The sequence below is a fragment of the Haloarcula japonica DSM 6131 genome (genome assembly GCF_000336635.1).
Classification (GTDB): domain Archaea; phylum Halobacteriota; class Halobacteria; order Halobacteriales; family Haloarculaceae; genus Haloarcula; species Haloarcula japonica.
The window spans coordinates 26,703-44,598 of the sequence record NZ_AOLY01000042.1; the positions used below are offsets into that span (position 1 = coordinate 26,703).

20 protein-coding genes and 1 pseudogene are annotated in these 17,896 nt (G+C 59.3%); 4 read left to right on the top strand and 17 right to left on the bottom strand.

The features are described 5' to 3' along the window. Positions 1-11: 11 nt before the first annotated feature. From C444_RS18095 to C444_RS18120, 6 genes are all read right to left on the bottom strand, one after another. On the bottom strand, positions 12-2,375 hold the full coding sequence (locus C444_RS18095) for a heavy metal translocating P-type ATPase (RefSeq protein WP_004594501.1): 2,364 nt from the start codon (positions 2,373-2,375) through the stop codon (positions 12-14). Between the two features lie 59 nt (positions 2,376-2,434). Next, complete coding sequence (locus C444_RS18100; RefSeq protein ID WP_004594502.1) at positions 2,435-3,184, bottom strand: helix-turn-helix domain-containing protein; 750 nt, start codon at positions 3,182-3,184, stop codon at positions 2,435-2,437. A 61-nt stretch (positions 3,185-3,245) separates the two neighbouring features. Further along, positions 3,246-3,530, bottom strand: coding sequence for a hypothetical protein (locus C444_RS18105; protein WP_004594503.1), 285 nt, complete (start codon positions 3,528-3,530; stop codon positions 3,246-3,248). A 37-nt stretch (positions 3,531-3,567) separates the two neighbouring features. After that, positions 3,568-4,230, bottom strand: coding sequence for a DUF6735 family protein (locus C444_RS18110; RefSeq protein WP_004594504.1), 663 nt, complete (start codon positions 4,228-4,230; stop codon positions 3,568-3,570). A 67-nt stretch (positions 4,231-4,297) separates the two neighbouring features. After that, a complete protein-coding gene (locus C444_RS18115) occupies positions 4,298-4,678 on the bottom strand; it encodes a hypothetical protein (RefSeq protein ID WP_004594505.1) in 381 nt (126 codons plus the stop codon). 86 nt (positions 4,679-4,764) lie between these two features. Further along, positions 4,765-4,953 (bottom strand): hypothetical protein, encoded by a 189-nt coding sequence (locus tag C444_RS18120; RefSeq protein WP_004594506.1) that lies wholly within the window; start codon positions 4,951-4,953, stop codon positions 4,765-4,767. 335 nt (positions 4,954-5,288) lie between these two features. Here C444_RS18120 and C444_RS18130 point away from each other — a divergent pair, with 335 nt between their 5' ends. Both C444_RS18130 and C444_RS18135 read left to right on the top strand, forming a co-directional pair. Then, complete coding sequence (locus tag C444_RS18130; protein ID WP_004594508.1) at positions 5,289-5,840, top strand: DUF7342 family protein; 552 nt, start codon at positions 5,289-5,291, stop codon at positions 5,838-5,840. 17 nt (positions 5,841-5,857) lie between these two features. After that, positions 5,858-6,346, top strand: a complete 489-nt coding sequence (locus tag C444_RS18135; protein WP_004594509.1) for a hypothetical protein — start codon at positions 5,858-5,860, stop codon at positions 6,344-6,346. 251 nt (positions 6,347-6,597) lie between these two features. Here C444_RS18135 and C444_RS18140 read toward each other — a convergent pair whose 3' ends face one another. From C444_RS18140 to C444_RS22605, 3 genes and pseudogenes are all read right to left on the bottom strand, one after another. After that, positions 6,598-7,470, bottom strand: a complete 873-nt coding sequence (locus tag C444_RS18140; RefSeq protein WP_004594510.1) for a biosurfactant protein 1 — start codon at positions 7,468-7,470, stop codon at positions 6,598-6,600. Positions 7,471-7,556: 86 nt separating this feature from the next. After that, complete coding sequence (locus C444_RS23010; RefSeq protein WP_275039453.1) at positions 7,557-7,679, bottom strand: hypothetical protein; 123 nt, start codon at positions 7,677-7,679, stop codon at positions 7,557-7,559. A gap of 53 nt (positions 7,680-7,732) precedes the next feature. Continuing rightward, positions 7,733-8,751: pseudogene (locus C444_RS22605) on the bottom strand (transcription initiation factor IIB). 221 nt (positions 8,752-8,972) lie between these two features. Here C444_RS22605 and C444_RS21425 point away from each other — a divergent pair. Continuing rightward, positions 8,973-9,722: a hypothetical protein gene (locus tag C444_RS21425; RefSeq protein WP_011222446.1), complete on the top strand. Its 750-nt coding sequence runs from the start codon at positions 8,973-8,975 to the stop codon at positions 9,720-9,722. A gap of 5 nt (positions 9,723-9,727) precedes the next feature. On the opposite strand, the gene C444_RS21430 is transcribed toward C444_RS21425, so the two are convergent. From C444_RS21430 to C444_RS18195, 7 genes are all read right to left on the bottom strand, one after another. After that, entirely contained in the window at positions 9,728-11,065 is a 1,338-nt protein-coding gene (locus C444_RS21430) for an AlbA family DNA-binding domain-containing protein (protein ID WP_011222445.1), read from the bottom strand. A 231-nt stretch (positions 11,066-11,296) separates the two neighbouring features. Then, positions 11,297-12,157, bottom strand: coding sequence for a hypothetical protein (locus tag C444_RS18170; protein WP_004594516.1), 861 nt, complete (start codon positions 12,155-12,157; stop codon positions 11,297-11,299). 587 nt (positions 12,158-12,744) lie between these two features. Beyond that, positions 12,745-13,002 (bottom strand): HalOD1 output domain-containing protein, encoded by a 258-nt coding sequence (locus C444_RS18175; protein ID WP_004594518.1) that lies wholly within the window; start codon positions 13,000-13,002, stop codon positions 12,745-12,747. Positions 13,003-13,086: 84 nt separating this feature from the next. Next, positions 13,087-13,416: a hypothetical protein gene (locus C444_RS18180; RefSeq protein WP_004594519.1), complete on the bottom strand. Its 330-nt coding sequence runs from the start codon at positions 13,414-13,416 to the stop codon at positions 13,087-13,089. A gap of 6 nt (positions 13,417-13,422) precedes the next feature. Beyond that, a complete protein-coding gene (locus C444_RS18185; RefSeq protein ID WP_004594520.1) occupies positions 13,423-13,773 on the bottom strand; it encodes a hypothetical protein in 351 nt (116 codons plus the stop codon). A 156-nt stretch (positions 13,774-13,929) separates the two neighbouring features. Next, complete coding sequence (locus C444_RS18190; protein WP_011222441.1) at positions 13,930-14,256, bottom strand: DUF7558 family protein; 327 nt, start codon at positions 14,254-14,256, stop codon at positions 13,930-13,932. Continuing rightward, positions 14,256-14,546 (bottom strand): hypothetical protein, encoded by a 291-nt coding sequence (locus C444_RS18195; protein WP_004594521.1) that lies wholly within the window; start codon positions 14,544-14,546, stop codon positions 14,256-14,258. Before C444_RS18195 ends, C444_RS18190 begins: the two co-directional genes overlap by 1 nt. A 525-nt stretch (positions 14,547-15,071) precedes the next feature. Between C444_RS18195 and C444_RS18200 the strand changes: the two genes are divergently transcribed. After that, positions 15,072-17,051: a hypothetical protein gene (locus C444_RS18200; protein WP_004594522.1), complete on the top strand. Its 1,980-nt coding sequence runs from the start codon at positions 15,072-15,074 to the stop codon at positions 17,049-17,051. Positions 17,052-17,094: 43 nt separating this feature from the next. Here C444_RS18200 and C444_RS18205 read toward each other — a convergent pair whose 3' ends face one another. Beyond that, the gene (locus C444_RS18205) at positions 17,095-17,784 is read right to left on the bottom strand and encodes a hypothetical protein (protein ID WP_239641336.1); all 690 of its coding nucleotides are present in this window, start codon (positions 17,782-17,784) and stop codon (positions 17,095-17,097) included. Positions 17,785-17,896: the final 112 nt, after the last annotated feature.

Below are 17,896 nucleotides of genomic sequence, written 5' to 3' on the forward strand. Positions count from 1 at the left end.
CCGCCGCAGAATCAGGCGTCGATGATTCGATCGGGCTCGATTCGTGACAACCGCATCGCGTTCCCGGTGACGCCGAGGCTCATCCCCATATCTCCGACAACGACTGCCAGCGCAACGCTGACCAGGCCCAGCGGCACGCCTAACGCGAGCAGAAGCTTCACGCCGAGGCTCGCCCAGATGTTCTGCCGGATCACGCCGTTGGCCGTATGCGACAGGTCGTACAGGTACGGGAGTTTCCCGATGTCGTCGCCCATCAACGCAATATCAGCCGTTTCGAGGGCGGTGTCGGTGCCCGCCGCGCCCATCGCGATGCCGACCTCCGCAGTGGCCAGCGCGGGGGCGTCATTGATGCCGTCGCCGACCATCGCGACCTCCCCGTACTCCGCCTGTAACTCCTCGACTGCGTCGACCTTCTCGTCGGGTAGGAGTTCGGCGCGATATTCATCGACACCGACCTGCTCGGCGATGGCGCGGGCGGTGCCCTCGTTGTCCCCGGTCAGCATCACCACGCGCTCGACGCCCAGCTCGTGCAGGCGTTCGACAGCCCGCTTCGAGGCCGGGCGCACCTCGTCGGCGATGGCGATTGCACCCAGCAGTTCCGACTCCGTCCCGACGATAACGACAGTCTTGCCCTCCCGCTCCAGCGCGGAGAGGGCATCCTCGGCGAACGCCCCGTTCTCGCCCTCGGTCGCCTCTTCCGTCATAACGCCGCCGTCCGTCTCGCGGCGTGCCCGAGCGAGGTCGAAGCCCAGTTCCTCGAAGAGCGCGGGCTTGCCCGCATAGTACGTCTCGCCGCCGATCTCGCCGCGGATGCCCTTCCCAGTGAGGCTCTCGAAACCCGTCGGGTCGGGCAGGTTGCCCACGCCCGCCTCCTCAGCACGGGCGAGAATCGCCGTAGCAATGGGATGCTCACTGCGCTGCTCCAGCCCAGCGGCGCGACGGAGCAGATCGTCCTCCGTAGTGTCACCCACCGGAACGACGTCGGTGACGGCGAGTTCGCCCTTGGTGAGCGTCCCGGTCTTGTCGACGGCGACGGCGTCGACCTCGCCCATCGCTTCCAGGTAATTTCCGCCCTTGATCAGGACGCCGTTCTTCGCGGCGCTCGTGATGCCCGACACCACCGAGACGGGTGTGGAGATGACGAACGCACACGGGCAGGCGATCACCAGCAGCGTGAGCCCACGGATGAACCACGTCTGCCAGTCGCCCGCGAAGGTGAACCCGTAACCGGCTAGGTCCACCGCCACCGGATCAGCGATAACCAGCGGCGGGATAGCGGCGGTCAGGATTGCCAGCACGACGACGAGGGGTGTGTAGTAGCCGGAGAAGCTGTCGACGAACTGCTCAGACTCGGTCTTCTTCGCCTGTGCGCCCTGTACCATTTCGATAATACGCGAGAGCGTCGAATCGCCAGCGGTCGAGGTGACCTCTACCTCGAGGTACCCCTCTTCGTTGATCGCGCCGGCGTACACCTCGTCGCCGGTGGTCTTGTCGACGGGGACGCTCTCGCCCGTGATCGGCGACTGGTCGACTGCACTCTCGCCTTCGATGACCGTCCCGTCGAGCGGAATCTTGTCGCCAGGGCGGACGACGACGGTCTCGCCAACGTCGACCTCCTCGACGGAAACGGTCACTTCCTCACCATCGCGACGGACGGTCGCCTCGTCGGGCGAGAGTTCCATCAGCTCGCGCAGAGAATCCCGTGCCCTGTCCATCGCATAGTCCTCGAGCAGTTCGGCGATGCTGAACAGGACGGCCAGCGTCGCGGCCTCGACGAAGTAGCCGATGCCGGTTGCGGCGATGATCGCTGTCCCCATCAGGAGGTCGATGTCGAGGCTTCGGTTCTTCGCGGAGTAGTACCCGCTGCGGACGACCGGGATGCCACTGGCCGCGACGGCACCGAGGAACAGGACATCTGCGATGTGTAGCGGGTAGTCGAGGATGCTCGCTATCGCGACGTTCTGGCCGGTGAGAAGGAACTCGAAGACTAGACCAAGGATGACGAACGCTGCGCCGAGCCACGTCTTCTTCGCGCGAGAACTCGTCCAGACCTCCGAAGGTGGCGCGATATCGACGCCGTCGGCAGACTCGTCGGTTTCGTCGTCTGCTCCGCCGATCACGTCATAGCCGGCGGCTTCGATCGCCGCGACGACGTCGGCTTTGGTAGTCCGGTCCGGATCGTACTTGATGGTAGCTGTCCCGGTGGTCGGCTGGAGCGTGGCCTCAACGACGCCGTCGACGCGCTGGAGGCTCTTGTCGACTTTTTGCGCACACGACGGACAGTCCATCTCGGGGACCGTGAGACGGGCAGTCAACTCCCGCTGCCCGCCGCCGTTCGGTGGTCCCGCTGTATCCACATCGGAATTCTCTGTCATCACCTCACGGTAGGAGCGGGAGTTCGATATGTCTTTGTTGGAATATTCCAACCGCGGTGTCAGTGCGATGCCAGCCGTTCTTCCGCTACCCGCTCGCCGGCGACGTGTTGCTTCGCCAAATGTTCTTCCGCCCGACGGAGCCGGTAGGTAAGTGTTGACCGAGGCACGTCGAGATGCTCGGCCAACTCGCCGACATCGACCTCGCGGGGCGACTCGTAGTAGCCGTGTTCGACGGCGGCTTGGAGGGCGGCTTCCTGCGCCGGGGGTAATCCGCTCGGTGTTTCGTCGCTTCCTCCAGCTGCTGTCGTCGTGTCCGCGGTGCGGAGCATCTCCATCTGAGCGCATTCTTCGACGGCAACCTCGAGGGAGTCGAAGAATGCCGCCACGTCGCCGTCGCCCGAGTGGATGAGTCGCCACGTGTAGTGGCGGCCCTCATGACGGGTCTCGAACAGCACGCCGTCCCCGAGATGGTCGCGGGCGATGTGGGGAACCGAGGCGCAGGTGGGGGTTCGCTCCCAGTCGGAGTAGAGGACGAGCGTGTCGTCCGTGCGGTCAAGGACGCGGGTGGTCTGGGTGGCGCCGCAGTCCTCGGTGGCGAGACAGTCGGCGTAGTAGTCGCTGTTTCGAAACGCGTCCTCGATGGCGTCGAGTGCGTCCGGAGTGCCGGTGGCATGGTCGACTCGCCAAAGTTGGTCGGCAGTCGCGTGCAACGAAAGCGAGCGGACACGGGCGTCGGGGTAGTCGGCAAGGGCATCCGCCACCCTATTGCACCCCGGCTCGTATTCGAGGGCGAAGACGAGTTCGCGCATACCCCGTCTACGGCCTCCTCCGACATAACCAATGGCACGGGACTACGTCTACTGGTGAGCATCAGATCACGTCGTTCGGGTCGTGGACCTCCTGCATTCGCTGCGCTTCGGCCGCGTATTGGTCCTGGAGATCGGGGTCATCAACCGTGCCGAGATTGCCGGGCCCCGCATCGACTGCCGCTGTCGTATCTCGAATATCGGTGAAGGACGTGAGTGCCCGCTCTTTCCGATAATACTGTTTGCCGTCGGGTGTCGCGTAGGTGAGGATGATTAGGTTCTGTTCATCATCGGAGTAGGTACGTTCGACGAGCCATACTCGCACCTCGTCATCAGCCCGATCTGACATATCCAGACGTTCGTGGGGACTCAGAAAGGGATTGGCGTTATAATCGGTCGACTGACGCAGTTTTCGACGGTGATTCACCACCAGGGATGCGCAGTTCCTGGCGCTCGCCGACCCACTCGCCGAGTTTCTGCTTGAGGTACTGCCTCGCCGTCGACGGCGTGAACACCCCCTTGTCGACCATATCGCCGACGACGTCCTTCAGCGCCCGGAACTGCCCCTTCAGATGGCCGTCGCCGACCGGCTCGCCGTCGTGCCACCGAACGGTCGCGAGCGCCCCGTTCCCGACCGTCTCACCGTTGTCGATTGTCTCTGAATCGTACTGCAGGCCGAACCACAGCGTCCGGTAGGCGGTCACCTCGAAGGTCGGTGACACCACGTAGAACGCCTCGTGGTGGAGGTAGTCGAGATGGTCAGCGATGATCTCGTCGAGGGTGAGCCCGGTGGCGCGGGGCTTCGGCTCGACGACCGTCGACGGTCGATCCTCGTCAGCGAGGTAGCCGTCGACCGCATCTGCCTCGAGGCCATCGGCCAGTTCAGCCAGCAGCTGTTTCGCCCACTTGGAGTTGGTGTCGTCGCCACCGAACGGCGACTCAGCCGAAATTCGGTGCTTGAGCTTGAGGTTCGCTGCGCCCCAATGGCTGTAGTGGAGCGTGTACTGTCCGTCTGTGCGTTCGTACGCAACGAGTGCGCGGTGGCCCATCGAGCAATCACCTCACGGGGCGACCGCTACTGGATCGCCCCGCACCCCTCTCGGGGGACGAACAACGCTACTCCTCGATTGGTTCGGGGGAACTGAGATCCGCGTAGAGGACTTCGCCGTCGCGAACGACGTACCGCTTCGCCAGCACTGGGAAGCGACACTTCGTGAACCCCGCTGTCTGGATGTCGAGTTCCTCGTCAGCTTCGAGGTGGTCGGCAAGTTCTCGCAAGAATTCGTGGGTCACGATGCCGCCCTCGTAGTCCGGGAGGCCGTTCTCCCGCGCCTCGTACACTTCGAAGTCATCGTACCCCCAGATGGTGAGTTCGCCCTTGTCGGTGACCTCCCAGTCGAGCGTCCCGAAGCAGTAGCTCTCACAGAGTTCGCGGACAGCCTGTGGATCCGATACGATCGCGCCGGTTGACGTCGTCGCAGCTTGTAGTGTCGCCATGTCTGGACTCGCGGGAAGCCCCGCACCCCTCTTGGGGGGCGATAAACCGACACTGGAAGTGCCCCTGGCGTCGACGGCGATGACGATCAGTCGTCTGTTGGGGCGTCTGGTCCGCTCCCGTCCTCTGGTCCCGTGAGTAGGCTCACTTCTTCCAGGAGGTCTCTTGCAGTCTCGACTCGCTCTCGATCCGCGTCGTCCAACCGCTCGACGTCGAGGCGGCTGAGATTGCTGAGTACACGATGCATCCAGTAGCCCTGTTCGACTTGCTGATTCATCGGTAGCGCCTCACCACTCGCCGGCGCGGATAGACACTCCACGTGACTGTCGTCGTCGCATCAGGTCGCCACCAGTGCTCGTCGCGACGCGTTGCCGCCAGGAGGTCACTCTCACACCCGTCGTCCAACATTGTGTCCGGGCTGTGGGATGCCTCGCCGGTCGGCCGTAGTTCCTCAACGTCAGAATATCGGTCGTACATCGGTTGGCCATACCTTCTGTCGGTATCGCATTTCAACGTCCGGACGCCTTCGCCCGCAAGGCATTCTTGATTATGCGAGACAGTACAAACATATATGGGAGTAGGGCGCGAACACTGTCCCAAGAGGTGCCAACCATGACCGAATCCTCGCGAGATGGGGTCCAATCGTGGACTGAGTCGATGAGCGCCCGCGACCGCATTCGGGCGGTCGCCGAGTCACTTCGCGAACCCCGCTCAGTTAACTGGATCAGCGAGCAGGCCGACGCCGCCTGGAGCACGACCAACGAGGAACTTCAGGACCTCGTCGACCAGGGCCAGTTGCGTCGCGTCGAGGCCGGCGAGACGACGCGCTACCAACCGGACTACACGCGACTGCTCTTCGAGGAGATCCGCACGCTCATCGAGGAAAATACCCGCGAGGAGCTGCGGAGTGAATTGGCCGCGATTACCGAGGAGATCGAGGAGTGGCAGGCGACCTACGACGTCGAGACGTGGAAGGAACTCGAACAGTCGCTCGCCGACGGCGACCTCACAAGTGCGGAGCTTCGGGACCGCCGCGACGTCATCGCGTTCTGGCGCGAGAACGAGGAGGATCGCCGCCTCATCAAGCACGCACTGGAACTCTACTCCGACGTCGAAGCCGCCCGCGAGCAGATGACTGACGTGGCTGACCGCGCCACGAGCTAATCCCCCTCTCTCACAGAATGATCTTTCTTGCCGGTCGCGACCACTATACACAGCGGACCCTCCTCCGCGACGTTCACGACCGATTGACGAACCAGCCAGGGTGTGAAGAGGTCCGCTATCGCCCGTCTCGACGCCGACCCCGGTACGTCATCGCGGATGTCGATCCGACGACGTTCCTGAGTGACTCTTACGACGCGGCGACAGCACGACTGGAGATTCGTTTCTGGTACTCCGCCGGCGTTGACCACGAATACTATCGCATAAACTGGGTCGAACCGGACCGCAATCTGATGCTCGGCTTCCACCAAGACGCCGACCATCCGGATCTTGGGCCCTGTCATATCCAACTCAATCACGAAGACACGCCGGTTGATCGGCACGAGGCGACGTTTCTCGATGCGCATCCACTCGCCGTTCTCGATGACCGACTACAGCAGTTGCCGGCGGCGTTAGATGCGATTCACTGGAAGAATGGAGCGCCATCGCTCCCTACCTGGCCCGTCTAGACAGCGAGTTCATCGAGCCTCTGGTGATGTGTCCGTGCCGCGGTCGGCGTGACGTTTCCGGACTTGACGATGTTACGGTTCGTTACTCACTCCCCCCGTTCCCGCCCCGATTTGTGGAGGCAAGCCGCTGCGAACCCTGCTGAATGAACGCCCGCCGTGACTGATGTCGGACTCGAGGGTACTCACCGTGTTAACCAACAGAAGCCATCTCTATCAGAGACTGTTGGTTAATCGGCGAGATTCCTCCTGCCCTATTCGGGAGCAGGCCCGTAGCGACCTGTGCTACACACCTGGCACTCCCAGATTGGTTGGCCCGTCCAGGTCTCGTCAGGGAGCGACTCGCGTGTCCTGAATCGATGTTCTGTTTCTCTCGTACAGTGCTGGCACTCCAGGGCTGTCACGGTCGGGATTTCGGCTCCGGTACTGGTGGATTCCGTTTCGTGGGGTACTGTTTCAACAGCGATTGCTGAGACGATCCAGAGCTGATCGCTGTCGTCGAGCGTGTGCTCGAGGGACGACTCATCACGAATTCCCTGGCTACGCTCGTCATAGACGCGTGGAATCTCCTTCTGAGGGCGATTGTTCCTCCCAACTTCTTCCCCTGTCCGCTCACGGGCCGCTGATAGCAACGCGTCGCCAGCCGCTGCGGTCACCTCGGCAGCAGCGGAGAGCGTAGGCCAGCGCTCGGTTAGCTGGGGTGCGGGCTCGTCGTCGAGATCGTAGATGAGCGTACAGTCGTCGATCGGCTCGTCGCGACCCGACGTAAGAAGTGTCGCTGCAGCTGCCCCATTCGCGACAGCACCATAGAACGTCTCGGATTCGACGAGGAAGTGGATCACACCACGGAATGATTGCTCGGAACTCGCAGCATCCGACGCTGAGGCGACGTCGAGTTCATGTTCGAGACAGAACCGGCATTTTCGTTGCGACGCCGGGATCGATGCGTCACAGGGGACACAGGCTCGGTCTGTGTCGGTTGCTCCGTCCGGATACCCTCCCGAATACGAGGCTTCACGCTGGCGGCTTAGCTGGCCGTCTGCTGGCTGATCCAGCGCTGGGTCCGGCGCCAGAGCGCCCTCCCCGACTGGTTGGAAGGCGTCTCGGTCTGAGTTGCGGTTAGTCATCGATTCGCTCCGCGTTTCCCCCGGTTTGGTATTTAAACTCAAGGGTGAGCAAACGCGGGGTCGGATTCGGCGACGACGGGATACATCTACTCGCTTGAGACGGAGTCAGTCCCGGAGCTCAGCGACCGCTCGACCGACCTCGCGAACGTGCTGGCTACGCTCGATATCGAGCTCTGCAGATAGATGATCGCAGTCTCTTCGAGGTCCATATCGCTTGAGAAACTCTTCGTCTGTATGCGGGTACTCCTCTACCGGGGGTGTCTCAGACCGCCTGGAGTTCGTCCCGCCGGCTTCGGAGCGTCACGACTGACACCTCCGCTGTCGATGCGACGGTAGATTTGGTAATCAACGCGCCCTGCTCTTGGGCGGCCAGATAGACGCAGGCGGCCGCGACGCCCGATGGCTGACAGCCGTTCGTGAGGGCTGTCCCCTCGGCGCGTTCTGCGAGTTCGTTCGCACGTCGGCGAATGTCGTGGTCTAACTCCAGCTCCGAGATCAGGCGCGGAATGAACGATGTCGGGCGCATTGGTGGTGTCGGGAGCTCTAATTCGCGATTCAGTGTTCGGTAGGCGTTGGTCACACGCGTGGACTCGACTCGGGCGGCGTCGACGACATCCCCGATGAGAAGCGGGTGTTGGTTACACCGGCAGGTACCGTAGATACTCGCTGCGCCGATGGCTTCGATGGATCTGCCACGAAGCAGATCCTCGCTCTGGGCGCTGCGGAAGAGCTGACACGCCTGGTCACGGACCGAATCGGAGAGTTCCAGGGCACTCGCCAACCGACGCACTTCGCCCAGTCCGTGGGCGAGATTCCGTTCNGGAAGAGCTGACACGCCTGGTCACGGACCGAATCGGAGAGTTCCAGGGCACTCGCCAACCGACGCACTTCGCCCAGTCCGTGGGCGAGATTCCGTTCCGCTTTGGACCGCCAGCGACCACGGGTCTGCTCACGTCGCATCCGGGCCAGCTGCCGGCGTTTCTGACCAGAGAGTTCGTTCCCGTGTGCGTCGGTTCCGTGGCCGATCTCGGTCGAGATGCCTCGATCGTGACGGGCTGTAGTGAGTGGTGCGCCTGTTCGCTCGCGCTCGTCTGCATCGTACGCCCGCCACTCCGGCCCGTGATCGATACGTTGTTCCTCGATAACAAGTCCACAGTCCTCGCAGATCGTTTCGACCGCATTCGTAGTGACCCGGCCGTCACACTCTGGACACTGGGTAGCGCTCGACTCTGTTTGGACGTCTTCGTCGAAGCCAGTTTCGTAGATGTCTCTGGTAGTCATCGTTCTCACCATGTTCAGGAACTCGCCAGTACAGCGAATCCTTCACCCATTATGGGTGGAATAAACCTCTACAAGACGGTTCAGATATCTCGGAACCGATGGCGTACAGCGACCGAGTCTGATTCTTATACCAATGAACTGGCTATGCAGGAACTGGGGCGGCACTCAAGGCCACAACAGGGGACCGAATACATATTTATCTAAGGTGAGAGGGGGAGCATATGAGTGATTCACATCTTCGGCGTCTCCATGAACTCAACCGTGAATATCCGGCGGTTGATCGGTCGACATTATATCGCGAATACCACCTTCAGCGCTTCGATATGCTTAATTCAGAGGATGCAATTCCACAGCTCTTGTTCCATATTGTTCCTGAAAGTGCTCTTGATGGATCGCGTCTTGTCGATATCACAGAACTTGAGGAACTGCCTGTTCCCGCGACGTGTCGACCATCGTTTCGGCCCGATAGACTGTTTGAACACGCGGATCCGACATGGAACCATATTGTCGCTCGCTACGAGAATCGAAAAGACCTGAGTTCAGTGGCAACTCTGTATGATACTGGCATATATGAGGCCCGGGGGAGCGGGCTCTGCTATCCAACCGGTCATTCATACGACTGTGACTATGCAGTCAGTTCACAGGATCTTGAATTAAGTCTCGTCACCGTCCTCCAGTTCTATCGTGACGTCCTTCCTGATGAACACAGCGAGAAGGTGTATGCAATCCTCAGTGGGACAAATCTCACGAACGCGACAATAGACCAACATCGGCAGGTTGACCGGGTTGAAGCATTTCCTGAACCTAACCGCACCTCGCGCCTCACACCTCTCAGTCTGTCCGATGAAGACGGTATCCGTGACCAACTCACACCGCTTTTCCGACCATTATCAAACTCTCAGTTCGGATATCATCCCGGTTTCTATTACGATGATGAAGGTGCGTGGGAATTGGATGAACATCTAGAGTAGCGTTGTTACTGGCTTTGCATCCGGTCCAGCTCATTCTGGATTAGATCGGATGGCGGCTCGTAGAAATCAAAGATCTGGTATAGCGGTTGGGTCAAGGTCTCAACCACTTCCGGTAGAGCGTCTTCAAAATCTTGAACAGTGAAGCGTTGACTGGCCGTAACTGTCGCTTGATGTGATTCTCTTTCAATCGGAGGGAAAAGTCCACGGCGATTTTCAATTGAGCCCAGTGTTCGTCCCTCTAGTCCCGTCCATCGGGCTTGCACGGTGACCGACGTGTTTTCCTCACCGAGTTCTCGCCCCAACCGCTTCGCATGTAGCAAGCATTCACCGACTCGCCAGATTGGGAGAATATAATCCAAAACTGTACCTGGCTCAAGTTCATCTTTGCTGTCTTCCTGATAGCCACGAAGCAAGAACAGCATCCCGTCTGGGGATGCACGCCAGTAGTCTGCGTGCGCTGGGTCATCGAATGTTCCGCCGGTATACCACCCTTCGATTGTCTCATCGCGGGGATGTACCTGATCCTCGCTGATCAGCCACGCCGGCCACCCCGTTTCATGACCTTTCACCTCCCGTAGTAGATCTAAGAACTCAGAGAGAGATGGCTGATCAAACTCAGAATCCAGACTGTAAGCAAATGACCAGTACCCGTGACGATAGGGTGAATTATCCATATTTCCGTACTCGTCCATCACGTTGGCTTCCCAGTCTTCCCGCATAGCCTCAGTCCACGAAGCAAGCTGATCCAGCGGATCAATCTCTTCTTCACTTGCTCCTTTTTCGAACCCCGTCAGTACGGTTCGCATTCGATCTAACAGATCATCACGTGAGGCAGTGACACACCGCCGAATCAATTCGTCCCACTCACGTCCTGTCTTCGGTGCTGCACTTTCTGGCCCTGGCCGCCTAATATAATATGTGTTGTAGGTAACGTGTTGGTCTTCAGGGCCAGCACTGTCTGATCGAATCGGCACCCGATGGTCTCCCGGTACATCGATAATTGGAAAGACTTCACCAGATTCTGGATGTTCAATATGGTATACTTCACAGTGAAACTGGGGCTCAGCAAACTTCTCAACGATCCCATTAATCGTATCTTGATCGTAGTGGTCAATCGGATGTGGTCGAGATGGATCCGGTTCCCATGATTCACCGACCTCCTCATATCCAATCAAAATCTGACCCCCACCAGAATTCGCTAATGCGAGCATCGCTTTTGCTACGTTTGCCTTGTCCACATTATCAGACAGATCAAGCCAGCTTTTGATTTCACGATGGACCTCTTCTCGTGGATTACGCAATAGATCCTGCCACCGCTGATCCACGTCTCCCGATTTAACCATATTCCCTCTATGTTTCTAGTCAGCCTAAAAACCTCTCTAGGCGGTAGTTGCTTTTTATTTCGGACGGATACACGCGGTTAGCGAATTCCCGAATTCTGACATACATCTCAGCTCGGTTCTTGAGGTTGTGGCTGCGCGCGCAGCGACCAGCGGGAGCGAGCACGGAGCGGTGGGTGGGGCGGTGGGGCCTGGGCCGGTCCGGCACTCACGAAAAAAGAAAGGGCGTTGCCCCTACTCCTCCCACCAGCGGCGGTCGCGTTCTGGGAAGACGATCATACTGTCGTAGGTCACGGCGAGTGAACATCGTCCCTCGTACCAGTTCTTCTTAACCGCCCGCATTCGGACGGTGTCCCCTTCTTGGACGAAGGCAGGCTCCGATTTTCGCCACGAGGTGAACTTGATTTTCCCGGTGTCGTCCGCGACCAAGCCCACTTGAGCGATCTTCCGGCTGGAAGCATCCCAGAGCTGAACGACTTCTCCTTCGATGCTCACCTCATCCGTCTGCACGTCCGGGACGTCCTCGATCGGGCAGATGGCGCCGGGGGCCGCCTTGAGTGCATCCATCGTGTCGAACACTGCTTTGGTGATGTCTTGCCCCTTGGCGACCCGCTTTGCGAGCGCCCGCGAGACGGCCGCCCGACTGTGACCGGTGCGAAGCCGCTGTGCCATCCGGTCTGCTTCCTGGTTCACCTTCGCCAGCTCCATCCGGGAGAGACGCTCTCGCGGATCCGTCCGGTCCGGGGTGCGTTCCGCCCGCTTACGCTGTCGCCGTTCGGTGACGACCTTGCGAGTTCGCTTCGCCCGCCCGTCTTGGGTGCCGAGTTCCGCCTGGGCGCTGATGTGGTCCAGTTCGGCCTCCCGGGCGCGAATCTTCTCTTCCTGCGCGAGGGGCAGGTGCGAGAAGTCCTGGACGATGCCGTCTGGGTGGTTGGAATCCACCTTCGCCTGCTTTTCCTGCTGAACCGTCGCTCGGAACTCCGGTTTGTCGTCGACGACCTTGAAGCCGTCCTCGTCGACGCCGGCGTCTTCGGTTCGTTCGAATGCCTGTTCATCCACCGTAACGACCTTGCGACTCGAGTTGTTACTTGACATTGGTATCCTCCAGATACCACTGAAGGCGCTCGTGCGCCGCCACCGCGATGCCCCTAACATCGCGGTTTTCCGACGACGTCGACGACCGATAGCACCGACTGCGCGCTCTCGCTCGCGCCTTCGCGAGCGCCCTACCGGGCGCGAGCGAGAGCGCGCCCGAGTGCGGCGACCCCAACCAGCACCGCGCGCCGACCCGCCCGGAGCGAGCGGCCAGCGGAGAAAGCGTGGGGGGTGAGCAGCCACGCCGCGCAACCCCCCGCGCTTTCCCGCTGGCGCCGAGGGCACATTCACTTTAGCCCGGCAGCCCGCCCGCTACCGCAGGCAGGCAGCCCGGAATGGTCGGTCGCGAGCGACGCGGAGGGCGGCAGCGGCGAGCGGGGCGGGCCGGTACGGACACACCTGTCCACCCGGCTGCGCCGCTCGGATGGTCATTCACCGTCCTGGCGGACTCAGAAAGGGCGAGGCCGCCTCGGTCGTCCCCCGACCCCGCAAGCACCGCAGGGACGAGGAGCGCAGCGGTGGTCGCGGGATGCCGAGCGGCCGAGGGCTTTCAGGGAGTGTCGCTGTCGACGAATTCGATCGCGCTACTAATCCGGTGCCCCGGCTGGCTCGTCGAGAAGGACATCGACGCCGTCGTGGGTGACGGCGAGTTGGATCCCCTCCACGGTGAACCGGACTTCCACGTCCCCGGCTGAGGATGCGAGAAGCTGCTCGAGTGCCTCGACGTCAACAGCGTCGTGGAGCTGATACGAGTCGGTGGGGAGCCCGTGGGCTTCCAGTGTCTCGACGATTTCAACGAGTAGATCGGGGGATGGATCTGAGTCTCTCGGGGTGGAGGGTGCCATTATGGCCTCGACGGGTAGATAGGACGAACAGGAGTTAAAAATGGGGGCTCGACGGCCTGTCGCTGCGGCCTTTCAACCGGTCCCTCAGTGGTCGTCCTGTGCGTTTAGCTCCTCGAGAAACCAGCTGGCTGCGGTTCCGATCCGAACGCCGTCGACGTTGCGCATCTCAAGGCCGTTCGTGGCGGTCCGGAACGGCTCGTCGTCGACGAGGATGCGGTTGATGACTGTCCGGACCGACTCCGTTCCGTATCTGTCGACGAGAGCCGCGACCGCCGTATCGAAATGTGCATCCTCGTGCTCGGTTCGCGGGTTCTGCGCCCGGTAGATCACGAGGTCAACCACATCGTCGACCGATGCGTGCTCGGGATTCCCGGTTTGCTCACGAACATTATAGTTGGCCTCTGTATCAGGCATTGCGAGTCACTCCGCCGCGTCGTCCGTATCGGTCGTCGCCGAGTCGGTTTCTCGTTGCTCACGGATTGCAGCCAGCGTCTCCTCAAGCGTACCCACACAGCCGATCGCTGCGAGCTCATCGGCAATCTCGTCGATGAGTGCGGCTCGCTCGACGGCAGTCTCGTCGCCGGCGGTCCTGTCGATCGATGCGACGCGAAGCGCCCGCGTTTCGTGCCAGCCACAGTCCCAACAATCGCGGGTCACCTCGATCTGCTCGTCCTCTTCCGCTGCGAGGACGGCGTCGGACAGCGACGTCGACAGGGGCCGGTCTGGTCCGACCTCGAGGGTGACGGGGGACCCGCACGCGGGGCAGTCCATAGTCATCCCGAGGAGCGCCCGTCTGTTGAAGATAGCGGAGCAACGAGACAGCGACACAACCAGCGCTGCTGAGTTCGCGGGGTGGGACAGCTACGGACAACTGTGACCCTCCCGCAGTGGTCGCCGTACCACTCGCGTCGACGACCGCTCGGCGGGTCAGTCAGAGACGATGTGTGCCTCGAGGTCGCGTGTCCAGTACGTTGCTGGCCCGCCTGGACTACACCGCGCACAGACCTGTATCGGGCCTTCGAGATGGCCGAGTTCGATTCGAAACCGTGTGAGCGCTGCGAGCGCGTTGACGACGAGGCCACAGCTGTCACAGGCGTAGTGATCACGATCATCGGGATCCGGCGTCTCTTGGATCGCACAGTCGACGCAAATCGGGTGGTTGACCCGCTCTTCCTTCCCCCACGTGTAGGCGATCCCAGTCTCTATCCCGGATGGAGCCTCGCAGAAGGCACAGCCGGCCAGCGTCTGCTGCATCACCCATCACCCTCGCCGGCGTCCCGGGCGGCCGTCCAGCCTGTGTGGAAGACGGCGAGCTGCTGCATCGATTCGAACGCTGTGTTGCTGGGCTCGTGAACGAGGAGCCGCTGGTCGACGACCGGTGTGACTGTCCCGGCATCGAGTAGCTCTCGAACCAGCTGGCGGGCCGTCTCGTCGTCAAGATCCGCCGTCGATGGTGACCGCGCATCCCGATCCTGAGCGAGCAATTCCGCTTCGAACCGTTCGTGATCGTCTGCCGTATCGTCGTATCTATCCGGACCAGACATACAAATCAGGGGCAGCACAGGAACCGCCCCGCACCCACTCGGGGGCACAATAAACAGTCGCCACAGTCACCATTCTCAGTCACGATGTCGATCTGCTCCTTCACCCTCCACGCCCCACGCCATCGTCCGGGTGGCAGCCTACTCTCGCTTGGCCAGCGGCCTGGCATCTCGGCCCTGGTGGCCGCGAACATAACTTTGGGCCGCCACCCCCACCACATATCGGTTGATTTTCCTGCTGTCTAGTGGCACAATTCGCCTCCAAATCGCAAGACAGCAATACCTGACACCAGATTTCGGGGGCTGTCCGGGAACTCCCTCGTCGGTGAGTCTGGTGTCTAGTGCTGCCGTCCTACGATTTGTTGACTCAGCACGACTCTCAGCATACCTGGTGTCTAGGGGAGGTCGTCGCTGGTGTCAGGTTAACTGTTCGGACGATTTAACCGAAATGGCCCTGTCGAACTCTGAAGAAAGTGAAAGAAATTCTGGTGACAAACGCTTTTCACCCTCTTTTATATACTGTATAGTATGTCTGAAAATGAGAAAAGCTTCTTCGAGTATACCGAGTTTTATTCTGACTCAGAGACTCAGGATCCCGAAGAGGTTATTCAGGATCGTCAAGACCCGGAGATAGCGTACGCTCACATATGTAAAATCGCAGGGACAATCAACGCAGGGTTGGATGCGGTACCTGAGGACCAGCGGGATACTGTAAAGGTGTACTCGGTCGTGGATCTTTTCCGAGCAACGATGCAGTATATCGAGGAGTTTGGATCCTATTTCAGATATCTCATTTTGAATAAGGAATCCTATATTAATGAGATTATCCGGACTTCAAGCGGAGATATACGGCCACTCTTTGAGGCTATTCTGGAGGAGGAACTTGATGGGTATCTTGATAAACGAGATGTTGAGGCTGACTCGAATGAGGTTCTGAGTTTGATCTTTGGGTATCAGGCGGTGCGAGAGGGAGCGATTAGTTTCTCAGAGGAAGAACTGGAAGATGTTCCAGTTGATGTTGGGTTGGCTGATATAGAGATTCACGAAGGTGAGGGTGAGGATATCCCTGAGTCGATGGAGATGGAGTTGTTAGTCGAGGATTCGATTGAGAATCTGAGAAATAAACTCAAGAATATTGCTGTCTTCTATTTGAATTTCCGAGAGGCGTACAACGCCGTTAAACACGGCAATCGGGTTACGGTTGGTGACAGTACTGGGTTTGAGCTCGGGAATGACGAGTTACTCGATGATCGAATTGTTCTCGATGATGAAGTCATTCAGTTCCTGTGTAAGTACTCTGCTGATTCACAGGATGGTGAGCCGTATCTGCTGACTATTCCTCGATCGATTCTGGAAGAGAAGACTCTGAATGTCGTCGAAGATGTGTATACTCTCTATACCCAGGCATATGATGTGGCGACTTTAGATGAGGGTGAAGAGATTAATCTCAGCTTCTGGAAGTCCACCGGTGGTGGTGGCCAGGATGAGAATGATTTGATACATATCGCTAATCCTGATTCTCGGATTCTATTGCCGAGAAATGTAATGCCGGATGTAATTGAGGATTTGCAGGTTCCAGAAAAGTCAACAGTAGAGTGGATCGGTAATTGGTCTCTTGCCGGCGACACGCTGGAGTTTGAGGTAGAGTTTGGTTCGGAGCCTACACCTGAGCATCCAATCCACGTTGAGATTAATTGGGAGAAGACTGCCGATGATATCCACGAATTCGGAGAAGGCCAGTTCAATTTTAATGTTGATCCTGATGATCTGAGTGTTGAGCAATACTTTGAGATGCTCAAAATCCAGGATAAGGATGATATCCGGAGGGTAGAATTTGAATTCCCAGATTCGGATAAGACGTATCAGCAGCGGCTTGAGGAGCCTTTCGAAGGTATCGATTTACCTGAGCCCGAGGATCGTGATATCCTCGAGTTTGTGAAACGTGTGGGGTTGGCGACGGATACTCGGATTCCTCTTCCGGAGTTTATCACGGAGAAGCATCGGGAGGTGTACGATGACTACAAGGATTCCGATTTGGACTCTGATACAGCAGAGGAGATTCTTTCTGAGCTTCAGGAGCGAGGTGAAAAGGTTCGGCGGTCATTAGTGGGTGTTGCTGTCTGGGAGGGGGATTTCTCGGATGTAGATGTTGATGAGGATGAGCCGGCACACGCTGAGGATTTAGGCGAGCTCCGTGCTATAATGGGTTTGAGCGAATCTCAGGATGCGGATGATATGGAACGTTTTCCTGGGGAAGTACGCTGGACACACCCTGAGTCGACGAAGTATACACCTGATGAGTTACTTGATAAGCTGCGAGAAGGGTATGGGGAGACGGTCGGTGAGCTCCAGCGTTCGGAGGTTGATAGGGAGGAGGCTGAATCGGAGTTTAGTCATCGGATTCGTTTCGGGCACGAGACTATGTGGGGAACCTTTGATAAGCACGTTATCGATATCTTCCCAGTGTCTGAGGGGGCGTTTGATAGAGAGGATTCGCCGGAGACGTGACTGTTGAGGTAGTTTAAGATTTGATGCTGAGTGAGTGAGATGTCTACCGATTGGATGAAATGAACCTTCTCGCCCTGTCAAGTGGGGATCGATTCTCGTCCTGGTTTCCCTGATTTGGCTCTTGCTCGAACTCACGTTCTTCGAGAGCAGCCTCTAGCCGATCACGTTCAGAGCGGACGGTAGCGAGCTCCGATTGGAGATGGTTGACCTTTGTTTCCAGCCCCTCGATTTGCTCCGATTTCTCCTCCAGTTCAGATTCGAGACGCTTGATTTTCGCTGTCAACAGACGGTTCTTTTCGCGAAGGTGAGCCCGGTCCAAGTCACCAGGTCGATCGTCACTCGTAGGAGATTCGGGGGGTGACTTCGATTCATCGTCAGCTGCGTTCTCCTCGGGCGTGACCCGCTCGCGCCCGTGGTTCAGGTCCGTGTCTTCGATGGCTTCTAGCGTCTCGTTGTAGGTTTCGTACCCGGGGAATCCCTCGTAGGTTCCTTCCTCGCCCTCACGATCGACGAACGCATTCTCCGGACAAATCTCGAGCGCGACAGCCGCTTTCCGAACGGCCCAGAACGGCATCTGGTCGTAGGTCCCGCCGTCGACGCGGTCCGATCCGGCCTCTGGAACCCACACCGGAATGTCGTAGCCGGCGCTCCGCAGTTCGTCGACGGCAGCCCAGTAGTCCTCCCCGTCGAGGTCCGCATCGGCGGCGGAGATAATCCCCGTCGCGAGCGCCATCAGCTTCGCCGGCCCGCCCCCGGCGTTAACCTTCGAATCGCCGAAGGTATTGGCCTGCTCGTCGACGAAACAGGATTGCCCGCTCTCACTGTGGCGCCAGCACGGGTCGAAC